Source organism: Aeromonas sp. Y318-1 (assembly GCF_027706125.1).
Classification (GTDB): Bacteria; Pseudomonadota; Gammaproteobacteria; order Enterobacterales; family Aeromonadaceae; genus Aeromonas; species Aeromonas hydrophila.
The window spans coordinates 1-12,969 of the sequence record NZ_JAPDCM010000027.1 but is presented as its reverse complement, the minus strand read 5'-3'; the positions used below and the strand labels follow the sequence as shown (position 1 = coordinate 12,969).

19 protein-coding genes and 1 pseudogene are annotated in these 12,969 nt (G+C 54.4%); all 20 read left to right on the top strand.

The window, feature by feature from the left end:
• Positions 1 to 240 (top strand): annotated as a pseudogene (locus tag OKB87_RS23040) (hypothetical protein); the annotation flags it as partial.
• 84 nt (positions 241 to 324) lie between these two features.
• Positions 325 to 885 (top strand): lecithin retinol acyltransferase family protein, encoded by a 561-nt coding sequence (locus OKB87_RS23035; protein WP_171269237.1) that lies wholly within the window; start codon positions 325 to 327, stop codon positions 883 to 885.
• A gap of 38 nt (positions 886 to 923) precedes the next feature.
• Positions 924 to 1,349: a DUF2787 domain-containing protein gene (locus OKB87_RS23030; protein WP_099992304.1), complete on the top strand. Its 426-nt coding sequence runs from the start codon at positions 924 to 926 to the stop codon at positions 1,347 to 1,349.
• Positions 1,350 to 1,358: 9 nt separating this feature from the next.
• Positions 1,359 to 1,787, top strand: a complete 429-nt coding sequence (locus OKB87_RS23025; protein WP_171269238.1) for a hypothetical protein — start codon at positions 1,359 to 1,361, stop codon at positions 1,785 to 1,787.
• A complete protein-coding gene (locus tag OKB87_RS23020; protein WP_171269239.1) occupies positions 1,762 to 2,070 on the top strand; it encodes a hypothetical protein in 309 nt (102 codons plus the stop codon). The genes OKB87_RS23025 and OKB87_RS23020 overlap by 26 nt, the downstream gene beginning before the upstream one ends.
• Before the next feature lie 90 nt (positions 2,071 to 2,160).
• On the top strand, positions 2,161 to 2,658 hold the full coding sequence (radC, locus tag OKB87_RS23015) for a RadC family protein (protein WP_259584855.1): 498 nt from the start codon (positions 2,161 to 2,163) through the stop codon (positions 2,656 to 2,658).
• Positions 2,655 to 2,846, top strand: a complete 192-nt coding sequence (locus OKB87_RS23010) for a hypothetical protein (RefSeq protein WP_021137992.1) — start codon at positions 2,655 to 2,657, stop codon at positions 2,844 to 2,846. Before radC ends, OKB87_RS23010 begins: the two co-directional genes overlap by 4 nt.
• Positions 2,847 to 2,870: 24 nt before the next feature.
• Positions 2,871 to 3,209 carry a hypothetical protein gene (locus OKB87_RS23005; RefSeq protein WP_238138594.1) on the top strand — a complete coding sequence of 113 codons (339 nt, stop codon included), beginning with the start codon at positions 2,871 to 2,873 and terminating at the stop codon, positions 3,207 to 3,209.
• 167 nt (positions 3,210 to 3,376) lie between these two features.
• Complete coding sequence (locus OKB87_RS23000; protein WP_043852061.1) at positions 3,377 to 3,871, top strand: hypothetical protein; 495 nt, start codon at positions 3,377 to 3,379, stop codon at positions 3,869 to 3,871.
• Complete coding sequence (locus OKB87_RS22995) at positions 3,871 to 4,086, top strand: hypothetical protein (RefSeq protein WP_029303599.1); 216 nt, start codon at positions 3,871 to 3,873, stop codon at positions 4,084 to 4,086. Before OKB87_RS23000 ends, OKB87_RS22995 begins: the two co-directional genes overlap by 1 nt.
• Complete coding sequence (locus tag OKB87_RS22990) at positions 4,083 to 4,445, top strand: hypothetical protein (protein WP_043170869.1); 363 nt, start codon at positions 4,083 to 4,085, stop codon at positions 4,443 to 4,445. The genes OKB87_RS22995 and OKB87_RS22990 overlap by 4 nt, the downstream gene beginning before the upstream one ends.
• A 79-nt stretch (positions 4,446 to 4,524) precedes the next feature.
• On the top strand, positions 4,525 to 5,067 hold the full coding sequence (locus tag OKB87_RS22985; protein WP_029303521.1) for a hypothetical protein: 543 nt from the start codon (positions 4,525 to 4,527) through the stop codon (positions 5,065 to 5,067).
• A gap of 1 nt (position 5,068) precedes the next feature.
• Entirely contained in the window at positions 5,069 to 5,410 is a 342-nt protein-coding gene (locus OKB87_RS22980; RefSeq protein WP_270666857.1) for a hypothetical protein, read from the top strand.
• A 74-nt stretch (positions 5,411 to 5,484) separates the two neighbouring features.
• Positions 5,485 to 5,781: a hypothetical protein gene (locus OKB87_RS22975; RefSeq protein WP_125596618.1), complete on the top strand. Its 297-nt coding sequence runs from the start codon at positions 5,485 to 5,487 to the stop codon at positions 5,779 to 5,781.
• Positions 5,782 to 5,870: 89 nt separating this feature from the next.
• Positions 5,871 to 6,185 (top strand): hypothetical protein, encoded by a 315-nt coding sequence (locus OKB87_RS22970; protein ID WP_021137999.1) that lies wholly within the window; start codon positions 5,871 to 5,873, stop codon positions 6,183 to 6,185.
• Between the two features lie 2 nt (positions 6,186 to 6,187).
• Positions 6,188 to 6,580, top strand: a complete 393-nt coding sequence (locus tag OKB87_RS22965) for a type IV toxin-antitoxin system YeeU family antitoxin (RefSeq protein ID WP_270828599.1) — start codon at positions 6,188 to 6,190, stop codon at positions 6,578 to 6,580.
• Between the two features lie 217 nt (positions 6,581 to 6,797).
• The gene (locus OKB87_RS22960; RefSeq protein ID WP_270828598.1) at positions 6,798 to 7,058 is read left to right on the top strand and encodes a winged helix-turn-helix domain-containing protein; all 261 of its coding nucleotides are present in this window, start codon (positions 6,798 to 6,800) and stop codon (positions 7,056 to 7,058) included.
• Positions 7,055 to 9,439 (top strand): ABC-three component system protein, encoded by a 2,385-nt coding sequence (locus tag OKB87_RS22955; RefSeq protein WP_270828597.1) that lies wholly within the window; start codon positions 7,055 to 7,057, stop codon positions 9,437 to 9,439. The genes OKB87_RS22960 and OKB87_RS22955 overlap by 4 nt, the downstream gene beginning before the upstream one ends.
• Positions 9,429 to 9,998 (top strand): hypothetical protein, encoded by a 570-nt coding sequence (locus tag OKB87_RS22950; protein WP_270828596.1) that lies wholly within the window; start codon positions 9,429 to 9,431, stop codon positions 9,996 to 9,998. Before OKB87_RS22955 ends, OKB87_RS22950 begins: the two co-directional genes overlap by 11 nt.
• On the top strand, positions 9,991 to 12,756 hold the full coding sequence (locus OKB87_RS22945; RefSeq protein WP_270828595.1) for an AAA family ATPase: 2,766 nt from the start codon (positions 9,991 to 9,993) through the stop codon (positions 12,754 to 12,756). The genes OKB87_RS22950 and OKB87_RS22945 overlap by 8 nt, the downstream gene beginning before the upstream one ends.
• Positions 12,757 to 12,969 lie beyond the last annotated feature (213 nt).

Genomic DNA, 12,969 nt, shown 5'->3' with positions numbered 1-12,969 from the left:
TGGATACCGTGTCTCCTTTCCCGGGGAATGGCTATGGCACAGCGAAGGTGTAGCACTATTGGGATCAGTTATTTAGCCGTCATCCGCTCGGATACGCTTCCCTTGCTCACTCCCACCTTCGGCACCTGCAGCGATCTTGGCAAGCTGACGCATGATACCAACGGCTTCACATTAGCTTTGCCAGGCAACCCCGCCGAAACCTGGGTCTGGGATTCTCGTACCCTGATGCTGCACAAATAACGTCGTCACTTTTCCACACTGATAACAGGGCACCCACGAGGTGCCCTGCTTCGTTTTTATGTTTGACCACAAGGAGTTATCTTCATGTCTCGATTCACCCCAGGCGATCATCTGGTGACCGCTCGCCACGGTTATACCCACCACGGCCTCTATGTCGGGGGCGACCTCGTTATCCACTACCAGGGGCCTAATCACGGCCAACCCGGTGAGATAGTGATGACTTCTCTGGATGCGTTTTCCGATGGTAAGCCGGTCTGGTGCAAATTTTGCCCTGTTAGGCGGTATGACCGAAAGGAGAGCCTCGAACGTGCCCGCACACGGCTGGGCGAACACCGTTACGATGTGTTGTTCAGTAACTGTGAACACTTCGTGATGTGGTGCATCCACGGTATCCACCACTCGACACAGATCAGCCAAGTAGCAACCGCGGTGGCGAAAGCAGCCCTCCGTACTCAGCAGACCACCATCATTCCCCCAGCTATGACCGTGTTGAGCCGCGAGCGCACAACGTCTGATTGCATAACGCTTGCCACCTCAGCTATCACCCTGACCACTCTCGCGACATCGCCAAGCTGGGTCCCCCTGGCTACCGGCGTATTAGCCGCTCACGCAGTAAGCCGCCTCTGGTCCTGGCTCACCGACTGAGTCACTGCCGCTACCTCACACTTTCAAGGAGCACTACCATGACTATTCCCTTTCACCGGGACGGCATCAGCCTGCCTGTCAGCCAAGCACTGTTGGCTCTACTCAGCCAAGAAGCCGAACGTACCGATCTCGATCTGGGGCGCTGCACTCAGTTGACCTTCAACTTCCGTAACCCCGGTTACAGCGCCGAACAAGGTGGCGTTCACCCGGTCGAAATACGCCTGGTGCGCGGCCTTGACGACTGGCTGTTCGATTACGTTACCGACTTTAGCTATCAGGGGCTGGGCCAGGATGCGGAGCTTTGTAAAGAGCTTGATTTCAACTTCCTCGACGGCGAGCACAGCATGTTGGGCTGGGGACCACTGCGACTGGCCGAAGCGCGGGAGCTGTTCGATATCTGGCAGCGCAACTTCATCGCCTACTGCCGGCTGGAATGCTTCAGCATCACGGTCGCAGGAGATTAGGAGGTCACGATGACCCAAGAATTAGCTCTCTCCCACTACTCACGCCAGTGGCTGGGACGAGTCGCCACCAGCGCCAAGCTAACCCCCACTCGCAGTGGTCAGCGTTGGCTGCTGCACCTGACACCGGATAGCCCACCAGCCCGCACAGTCACCTTGCAAGTGCGTTGGTCTGGCGTGCAGTGGCAACTGCTCTCCCTCACCAATGCCGAGGACTGGCACACCATGAGCCAGCCCGTGGATGAAATCTGTGTGGACCCTAAGCGTCGCTGTTTCTGGCGCAGCCAGGCAGGACCCGTACCACTCTCTGAGCAGCCCCGCGTGCTGGGAAGCTTTATGAGTGACCTGCAGCGTGCCTGCATCCATCACGGCTATCGTGTGGAGAGTGACCCCTTACCCCAAGAGGAGGCACAAGATGCCAAAACAACCGGTAACCGTTGAACTTGAAGCCATCAATCGTAATGGCGAGACGCAAGTGGTTCGGGGCAGCGCCCTGCCCGTGCACGGCTACGGCGTTTACTTGCGAGCGGTAGAAGCCAGTGGATTGGCGCTGGCTACCTGGATAGCTGACTACGACACTATCGGCCAAGCCTATGAGCTGGCGGAATGGCTGAGCGTTGCGCTCGCTATCCCGCTCACCCTGCAGGTCCCCGGATTGCTGATGCCGGTGAAGCGTGCCCCTACAGCCGGAGCAGGAGCAGAAGCCGCCACCAAGACCAACTGAACTACCCTCAAAGTGAACCAACAACCGCTCAACCTTTAACCCCGACATGCTTCATGCGTGCCGGGGTTTTGTTTATTTGGAGAACCCTACATGCGTTACCACAAACTGAAAGCTGGGGAATGCCCCGGCACCTATGTCGTCACCGAACCAGTGACCGAGCAAGACCTGCTGCGCATCGCCAACCAGATTGCCCGCAAACGCCTGGCCAAAGGCACCGCTATCACCAGTACCACTGAGGCCGCCGAACGGTTACAAACCTTGCTGCAGGACCGGGAGCACGAAGTGTTTGGTGCACTGTTCCTCGACTCCCAACATCGTGTACTGGCCTTTGAGGAGCTATTTCGCGGCACTCTCGACAGTGCCAGCATCTACCCACGGGAAGTGGTCAAGCGGGCCTTGCTACTCAACTGCGGGGCCATCATCGCCGTCCATAATCACCCCAGCGGTGACCCGGAACCCAGTCAATCTGACCGGGTCTTTACCCAAGCCCTCAAAGAGGCCTTGGCGCTGGTGGATGTGCGACTGCTCGACCATCTGGTAGTCGGTGCTGAGGGCTTAGTCTCGATGGCCGAAAGAGGTCAGCTATGAGCCTTACTCCAGACAAAACCCACCTCACTGCCCTCGATATCATCCTCGAATTGCGTTGCTGGCTTGCTGACAACGTCGAGATGCAGGCCGAGCCCGCCATCGTGGCTCACCTGCCGAGCGGCTACCAACTCACCCAGAGCGATTGTGTCGAGGCCATCGATGCGCTGCTGCATCATCTGCGCCGTTAGCCAATCCAAGAAGGGACACGCACCATGCGATTACCCAATCCCTATGCCCTTGAGGAAACCCTGGGCAAGCTACGCCATGGCCTGACAACCGCCTGCAACGAGGATGCGCTGACGTTGCTGGAAAAGGCCGTCACCAAGGCCCGTGACGACGAGGGTTATGCCAAGCAGTTTGAAGAGACCTTGCTGCGGGGATCCACCATCGAGATCCGCGAGTGCCTCAGTTGTTTTGGCGACTACTTCGAATGCTCCAGCGACACACCGCCCTATTACCCGCACCACGACGCCGTCAACGGCATTGATTGTGCGCTCTACGCCATCCTGTTCGATGCGGCTTACCAAGACGCAGCGCGGGCACAGCAATAACATGCTTGACGATCGCCGAATAACATGCATACCGATCACATTTCCACCAGATAACCTGGATCATCAAACCAGGATCATCAGGTCCAACACCATGATCCGGATATCCCGACACAACCCCCAAGGCCACCTCACCAAGGTGGCCTTGTTCATTTCAAGGATTCATCCACATGTCTGCTTTTATGATCGACCGCAAGGATTACCTGGCCTTTGCCGTGCAGTTGCACCGCTTTTGCAACGCACCCATGCCACCGCACTACATCCTTGAGTTGCTGCGCACCCTCTGGTGGAACTCGCCAATGGATGTCACCAGTACCTGGACGTGGCGGGTAGACCGGCTGGTACGGCTGATGATGCTCGCCAACCGGCGTGCAGTCTGGCATCGCTATCAGCTGGGGCGTCATCAACCACTTCAGCACCGCTCTACCAAGCTGAGTCCGCTTAAACCTGCCCACCGTTACCACCAGGCTCCACTCACCGATAGCGAGCTGGTGGCCCTCTACAAGTTCACCTGCTGCGCCCTGTACCAATCGAGCGAATGGACCGGGAGCCCTGAGCAGGCCCCACGGCTTGTGAAGGTACTACAGCAGTTGCAACAGGCTCTCGCACAAGACGTGCTGACCCGGCTGTCACTGTGGGAGCAAGCACCCTGGGGAGAGATGTGATGGATCTCTACATCACCCTGACAGTGGCAAGCTCGCCACCGAGTTCAATGGCCCACCTAGCCCAACGTGTCGCCGATGACATGGCACACCTGCATCACCGTCTAGGGGATGGGGTGAGCGATGAACTGGGCATCAGTATCAGCTATCTGGTCGAACAGTTTGCGCTACTGGCAGCTGCTTACCGTTCACCGGAGGAAAAGGAGAAACACCCATGATCGAATTCAACGACAGCTTTAGCCAGGCCTCCGTAGCGGAGGCCATGTGTGCTCACTCAGGGCTTGCCAAGCTCATCAGTCAGCAGTTGATGCTGCCGGGCTTTGCCTATGCCCACGATGTGGAGGGGCGACGTATTGGTGGCCCGCTGGTGGCCCCCAACCCTGTGTTGCACAAGACCACGCTCTTTGTCAGTCCACGTGATATGCGTGAGCACCTGCCGCGTGAGATTAACTTCGCCCGCTTTCGCTGCGCCTGTAATGCAGCGGGTCAGCCGGTCGGTGAGTGGCAACGGGTAATTGTCGGGGCCTACGTCAACCACGGTAGTAATGACAAGCCGGATTGGAGTAGTCACACCTGAGCCACGGCCACCAGCACACACAAGACCTCTCACAGCCCCTCACGCCGAGGGGCTGTTTGCATTTGAAGGAAGCCCAACCATGCATGACTTACGTGATTACAAGACTCTGTCCGCCCGACAACTCACCGCCGCTATCGGCCAGCTCAACCACAACACCGCACCGAAGATAATGACCCATCTGGTATTGCGGGCCAGGCAGTCGCAACCGCTCGGTAATGGCCGTAGCAGAGCCAAGGCCCTCAAGCTGCTGCGCCGGGTCAAGAAAGCACACAAGGCGGGGCGTATCCCGTTTGAGCTCACCGTGACGGGTTGCCGCATCGACCGTGGCAGCCATCAGGCTGACCGTTACTACTACGACCGGACGCTGCTGGCCCAGGGCTGGCAACAATACGATACCGAGGAAGACGCCTGGTATTTCGGCATCTGGATTCACACAGAGAAGTTGGAGACCTTTACCTACGCCGAAGGGGATACCAGCCATGTGATTGCGCCAAACGTTGAGGCGTTTCGTGCCGAACTGGCGCGGCTCTATCAGTACCACCCGCAAGCCCCGGCGTTTATCAGCATCGACCCGGAAGCGGGCACGGTGACCCACCACTTTGAAGCCAAGCCGGAGGTGTGAGATGGCGAAGAACATCACCATCAAGGTGCCGGGCAAGCATCCACAGACCGGCGAGCTCACCACCTTTGAGCTCAAGGGCCAGCGCATGGATATCGACCTCGGTGGGCAGGCCGTGCCTTTCCTTATTCATGGGAGGGGGATAGGCACCTCACTCACCCACATCCCGAGCGGCTACCGCATAGCCCTGCTCGGTGGCTGGCTGACCGCGCGTTACGCCATGCCTGAGAATAAGCCCAGCAGAGCGGCCTGCGCCCAGATGGCCATAGACCGGCTGGTAGCCCAATACGGCTCGCGGCACCTGCTGGACCGACTCAACTTCAAGCCGATTATCAATCAGATGTAACAACGCACAGCTCAAGTGCTCACGCTCATCAATGCTCAGAGGGAGCGACAGCCCAGACAACAAGGAACGATGCAATGACCAACACCCTACCTACAACACCTAATCCACTGGCAAGCCATTCGGTGATGCAGATGCTGGATGTCGCCATGAGTTCCATCATCGGCGACTACGATGACGCAGACCTGGTACCAGAATGGCAATGGGTCAAGCAAATGGCCTCCCATGAACATGTCGGCGTGAAGGATGACTCCGCCTACGAGTACACCCTGAACCTTGCCATGGATCTCGATACGATCCCGCCTGCGCTGCAACCCTTGATCACTGCAGCCCAGCAGGCAGGAGTGAACTACATCCTGTTTTACAACGGCTAACCACCGCGACCATCTCATCGCTCATCCACAAACAGCATAAAGGGCCAGCCCTCACAGGCTAGCCCTTTGCATCACTGGAATCACCGAATATGACCCGTCTTATCACCGGACTCGAGGTGCATCGCTATGCCCCCGAGCTCAACAAACTGCACCTGCGAAACCGTCAGACACTACCCGCTCCCGGCATCACCACCATCAAGCAAGCCAAAGCCCGCCTGTTTGCTCGTTGGCAACCTGGGCATCAGGTGACCATCACCGTGAGCCATCCCGACTACATCAATCTTTCTCGGCTCTACCGGGGGCGGCTGACAAACCTGACCGAACTCCCTGAGCACCTGACCAGACTACGCCAGCGCCACAACGTGCCCGGCACCTGCATCGACATTCAACTGAGGTATCGCTAATCATGACCACGACAACCACCCACACCAACAACCAACACCCCGTAGCGCCAGACCACCCCACTCGGATTTTTGCACAGTGGGGTTTGCCCCATACCGTGACGCCACGCTTTGGCGCTCGTCTGATACAGAGTCGCTACCGGCTCGATTTTCTATCCGATCGGGCCAGTCTGATCGGTGAATGGAGTGAGACGCAGATAGCCAAGCTCGACCTGGCTTTCCCGAAGCTCATTAAAGCTCTGGAAGCCAAGCTGCTGACCGGCGAACTGGATGCCCAACGCCAGCGCTGCATCACTATCCAGCACGGCGGTTTCACCTGCGAAGCTGATACCCTGGGTAGTCACGGATATCTCTATATCTGCATCTACCCCTGCGACGAACATGGATGCCAATCCTGACACGCAAAGCGTGACCACCAATCCGCATGTGGTAGCATTTTTGCGCCTACTCGTCCGTGATAAGTGTGTCGGTCGTAGGGAAGGCTAATTCATGGCCTTCCCTTTGTTTTGGTGACTTTGTTTTTTGAGGTTGCTCCCAATGACCTCGACACCAACTGGCTCCAGCTGTGGTGCTGTGGCAAGATAAACGCCTGTTTTGTCTCGTTCTGGTTACCCGGTGAAAGAACCCCTGCCCAGCTATGAAGTCATGATGCTTGCTGTGCTCAAGGTATTGGCCGATGGTGCAGCCCGCTCTTTGCGCGAGGTATTAGAGCGGGTTTGTCAGCACCATGCCTTTACCCCCGAGCAGTTGGCTGAAACCTTGCCAAGGGGCCGCCAAACCACGCTGTGTAGTCGGGGCGGCTGGGGCAAGACCTATCTGGTCAAGGCAGCGCCTATCACCGGAGTGGTCGAGGCTGCTCAAGGAGCAAAAGTTTGACGACTAATGATGTCCAATTTTGTAGCGATGAAGAAAACCGCCAGCTGCGAGAAGAAAACCCTAACACCCCTGAGCTTTTCGCGTTTGACTGTGGCCAACTACCCTTTGAACGGATGGGCGATGCCCATTTTGAGCTGCTCCTGGCAGACCTCTACACTGCACGAGCTGAGGATGGTTCGGAGAGCTGGTATGATGAGGCTCGCCGACTAAACGACGGGGCTGATCAAGGGCGTGATGTCATCTTGCTTGATGATTCCGCTCCTGTCGGTGTGATCCAGTGCAAACGCTACAACGGCATCGTTTATCTTTCCCAAGTCATTCAGGAAATCTGCAAATTCTTCCTCTACGCGACCATCAAGCCCGGCATAGCCTCAGCTCCGGGGGAGCCATTCCGCTATTACGTTGCAGTATCTGATCGAGCAGAGGGTAAGCTTTTCGAGTTCATGACAGGGAGTGGCAGACAACGCTTCGAAGACCTCAGAGCAGAGTTCGAAAAAAAAGCAAAAGCAGCACGCGGAGCGTCCGCCACCCTCAAAAAGCATCCTGAATTGAAAACCCTGACTCAGGCGCAGCTGTGTGATTTGGTCTGGGCCAGGATCGACAATCTTCATACCGGCCTTCACAAGAAAGATGATCTTTCCCGGATGGTGGGCGCCTATCCGCACATCAAGTCGACCTACTTCAAGCTTGAGTCTCACTCGGAGAAGTTCTTTGATGAGCTAAAATCGCTTCTGCCATCGAGCAACCAGATGATCAGTGACGATGATCAGGAGCTCATCTCAGCTATCCGTACTGAATACATCAAGTTGAAGCTGGGCCGTAAACAAAGGTTCAATATGGCCCTCGTGCAAGGGACAGAGTTTTTGCCATTCATGCGAAGCATGCTCCAACCCAAGACTGGCACACTGTTCAATAATTTCGGTTCACTTCCAGTGATGGTTGCGGGCGGAGCCGAGGCGGCAGCTCCGGGCGATTGGGCGGAACTCAACCAGCTAATAGACTCGTCCGGTAGTCAAGTGGTCGTATTCGTGGGTTGTGGTGACGTAACTGGCGCTCAGCTTGCTGCATGGAAAGATTCAGATGACATGGTTTGGATAGCCCCTACTTGGGATCCGGCGCCCTTGCAGCGTTACAGGGCGGGTTGGTGTTGGGTCAAAGATCCCTCGCAGGGTATTTTCAACTGCTATGTGCTTGTGGAGAACGAGACCGGTGAGGCGGGGTACGGGCACGGTGAGGTGTCGCTCCGCCTAGCGTTTGAAGATATTGTGCTTTGGCCAACCTTGGGTAACGATTTTACTAACCCGATTTCAAATGCCAGGTCGCAATTGCGACGAATTATGGCTAGCCAGAAAGAGGACCGTTCGAAGAGGCCCAATCTTGTCCTTGCCTCCATTAGCGTCACCTGCCTCAAAAAAGTATTGACCTCGGTCTCAGATCACTACGGTCAACGCATACACTCAACCATTGCCACTGCGATTGCCAACAGTAACCGTGTCGGGGCGTGTCCTACCGAGCTGTACAGTGCTACGGGCATCTTTCCGGCGATCGACGTCGAGTTCGCAACCCGACGTACCCCAGCAACCGTTAATCCATCTGGACGTGTCATGCGTCGGAGCACCAGCGGTGCTATCACGTTCACGCTCGACTGGACTGCAGAGCTGACCATGGCTGCTGTAAAGGCACATCGCTTGGTTGCGGGAGCTGTGGCAGACGACATGCAACCAGTGTCGCTTGAGTTTCATGAACTCTTCGATAGGTATCCTCCATTCCCTGGTTATCTGCCAGCTGTGAAAACAGAGCTGGATTTGCTCAATAACTTGGTGCAAAGCGCTGGTCTGCCAGACGACTCGGGGTTCACCTATCGAACATTGTTTGGTGTCAGAGCGGGAGAGGATTATTCACTGGAGGCGTTGTCCAAATCTGGTGAGAACGTGATGAGAACAGTCCAAGCACTGAGTTACCTAAACGTCCCTCCCGCCAGTCAGTGGGGGTGCTCCCCGGATCAGCAGGGGCATATTCGGCATGATGACCCTGTGCATGGAGAGGTCAACCTCATGGCCTGGTCAAACAAGAACTATCCCGCCAGACAAATAGAAGGTGATCTTTTTGATTGGGCTCGACAGCCGGGCGGGCATCCCAGCCTAATTGTCTTTGCCCAGGGTCGGGGGAACATCACAGACAAGAAACTCAGTGATGGGCGATACGATTACACGAGCCCACCAGCGCCGAAGGGATCAATCACTGAACCTGCGATTGCGAGAAGCGTTTACATGTTCAACTTAGGCGATATTGAATCGGTGTATGACGATCCACAAGCCCCATCACCCGATCAATTCATGAAAGATATTTTCGTCCGAAAGGGGAAGTTAGATGCTCAATGAGCTGATTGAAATCATAGGGCGTCGAGCTGAAGATGCAGGCTTCTCCAGAGCCTCGACCCAGCAATATCTATCGGATACGAATCAACATTGGCAGGATGGTACGATAGGGAATGAGCTCGGTTATTGGGAGGCCTCCTTTGCCTCTATTTTGTTGGTCAATATTACCACTGATACAGGTGCTGACGCACTGCGTCAGGCCAAGCTTGCAGAAACGTTTTTGGATGCCCTGATCGTCCAACGGGAACGTTCAGGCCTCGTCATTGATGGCTACCTCGTGATAGCAACCACCCAAGTCACTGAGGAGTTCAAGGCGTTCATTCTGGATATCGAGAGAGATGTAAGGTTTGTCAGGAAGCATGTTGTCATTTGGGGGGCGGATGGTTGGGAGCGCTACGAGCGAATAACGTCATTGGGTCTCGAACGCATCGAAGAACCTGGTGACGCGGTAGTCTTTGCGTCGGAGAATACCGACTACCTCCAGCTGATAGAATTGCTGGCTGAAATGGGCAGTCAAAGGCTTGCCGAACTCCATGGTAAAGAGTGGAATCTCAATGAATAACCTACCCATCAAGTTCATAACCGTTACCATCCAAAATTTTCGGGGTATTCCAGATAAGTTGGTGGTGCCGTTGGATGCACCGTTAACCGTTATCCATGCAGCCAACGGTACAGGTAAAAGTACCATCTGCTACGCTTTGGAATGGTTGATCACAGGTAAGGTCGATGATCTGAACGGGACTTCGTTGGAGTGCCAGTGGGGACAAGGTAGAACTTCAGTCTCGGCAGAGTGCTTGATTGATGGAAAATTTCACGTACTTACCAGAACCAACAGTTCATTGTGGATGACCCAAGATGGTGGAAAAAAGAATAAGATTAACGATGAACATCTGCTGGGAATGCTCACACCTCAGTCTATTTCGGGAAAAAGTACTATCGCATTGCGTAAAGCGAAACGTGGGTGGTTGCGCAATAGTCGGTGGCTTTACTCCAACTCTTTAGCCTTGTTGATTGATAATAATAAGGCTGACGAACGTCAGCAAATTTTTGCCGATATTCTGGGCTTTGGCCATCTCACCAGCACGTTGCGGGATTTGCGCGATTACCGACAAGCACTCCCCAATACAAAGGGGCTAGCTGATAGCGTTGCACGTGTTCGATCTGAGATTACAACGATCAAAACAGCACTGGCCATTAGCTCTCCAGCCAAAGATACAGCTCAGAGTAATCTTGACTCAATTTTCACCGCGTTACCGCCAGCAGTTGAAGGAAGTATTTCTGAGCGGCTGGGGGAAGCTAAGGTACGTGTCAAATCACTCGGTCAAAAGCAGCAGCGACACTTGGTAGTGCTGAATACTCTGTATGAACAGTGGTCACAGTACCACAGTGCTTTGCAGCAGATTGGGACTCTCCGTCGATCAGTTGATGTCCTCACGCAGGAACAGAAACAGGCCAGCGAAGATCAGGCTGTTAAAGCATCGGAGTTGTCCATGGCCCAACAGAAAGTCTCTGACGCTGAGCGTGCACGGAAATGGGCTGATGAAAGCCTGCTAATTCTCCAAGGATGGCAATCAGCTACTACTGCTCAAGGCGTGGGAGAGTTTTTTCAGGCAGCGGATCTAAGCCAGGCCGAGCTGACGGCTAGATTTGTTGAACTGGGGTGGAGTTCTGATCGGCAAGAGCAGTGGAAAGAGGCGACTGCTTTGCTGTCGGCTAATTTCCAAAAAATCATGGATTTGGAGCGTCAGAAAAATGATCTCATAGCCAATCCGGTAGCGCCTGCTATCGATTATGAGGAGAAGGTTCGTCTGGCCGATGTGGCAAAGAATTGGCGTATCCGAGCGGAAGCAGAATTTGACGCGTTTTCTAACGTATTAGGAAAACTGAAAGCAATGGGCAATGAAGTTGCCCATACTCATGATGATGCCCATTGTCCGCTCTGTAATTACAACTGGGGCACGACAAATAAACTGCGGTTAGAAATCTCCTCGCATATGAACGTTCTTGCCCCAGCACTTGAAGCAGCGGCTAGCGCGTTGTCACAGGCTCGCCAAAAGGAGCAAGAGGCTGTTAAAGCCCTGGCGCTCGCAGCGACCCAAAAATCAGCGTACGACACTTATTTGGCCCGCGTTAACTCAATTAGCCAAGAATTGCAGTCATTCGCGACAAGGACTAAGTATTTTGAAATTATGGGGGTTCAGAACTTCTCCGAAATGCAGGTGGCTGGCCTTGTAAATTTGAACAGTAGGGTGACCGCCGCGATTCAGCTAAGCCGGATTTTCGCAAAGCTTACAGAGGTGGAGGCGTTCTTCGGAATTATTCCCGCTAATGGTGCGTCAACTCGAGTGTCGGTTTCGTTCGAGCACCTTGACAGCTACAAGAAACATTTTCAGGAGCAATTCGACCAGTACGAGCCAGCAAGAGCTCATCTTGTTCTTGTTGTACAGGGGCTGTTACAAGCCGTTCAGGCCAAGGCGAACGAGCTCTCTGGTCTTAACGCGAGTATTGCAGCGGCAGTAGAAGCCACCAGTGGTTTCGATTCCCTTTGGCGCGAGCTTTTTGGTGATCAACCCGTGTTGATGCAGTCCTACGAACTCATGCGTCAACAGGTAAGCCAGCGAGGTAATGATATAGCGACATACTTCCGCATGCTCGACGAATGCGAAGCGGTGGTTAGTGTTGATAGCGATTCTGCAAAGCTGAAAGTGCTTGAGCAGGAGTTGGTTGAGTTGACCAGTAAGTTGAAAGTCGGCACAGGCTATATCGCTGAAGCGGATCTTGCGATTGAACAGTACGCTTTGCATGTGAAAAATGTCACTGTCTCCAGCCTCAAGCCATTGCTCAGTCCCGCTGCTGAACTGTTTTCTAGAATGCATGCCAACGAAGTCTATAAGGGCCTAGGAGTCTCAGAGGGCGAAGATGCGTTGAAGTGGACAGTTTTCGCCGAAGGCCATGAATCTGCGTTGGACGCAGAAGGGAAGCTGAGCCAGGGCCAGCGTCAGGATCTGGCCTTGTCGCTGTATCTAGCTAGAGCTCGGAATACTGGAGGAAGTTTCTTTCTTGACGAGCCGATAGCGCATTTGGATGACCTTAATCGAGTGGCAATGTTGGATATCTTCCGATTGGTCGCGACCTCTATGCCGTCTATGAATCTGATTTTGACTACTGCCAGTGATTCGTTGGCCAGACACATGGCTCAAAAGTTTTCGAGTATCACGGACCGGCACCTTTTGAACATGATTCATTTGGAAGGGAACCCCCGTACCGGAGTCAAGATGACGGTTCAGCGGAATGTAGTGTTATCTAGCCACCCCAGCTAGCCAAAACAACATGATGGGCAGCAGCATGAAATTATCTAGACGCTTGCAGTCCTGGCTGCGTTTCGTTATGTAGCAGATAACCTACCGATCAGTGTTGATAGCAGAGATACAGAGTAGATAGTAAGACAGAGAGGGCCCTAAATAGCTGTTCCGAATAGTAGATCACCGGAGGAAGGGAACTCAGTCCAGTTTGTGCGATCTGATTAGTCGCTA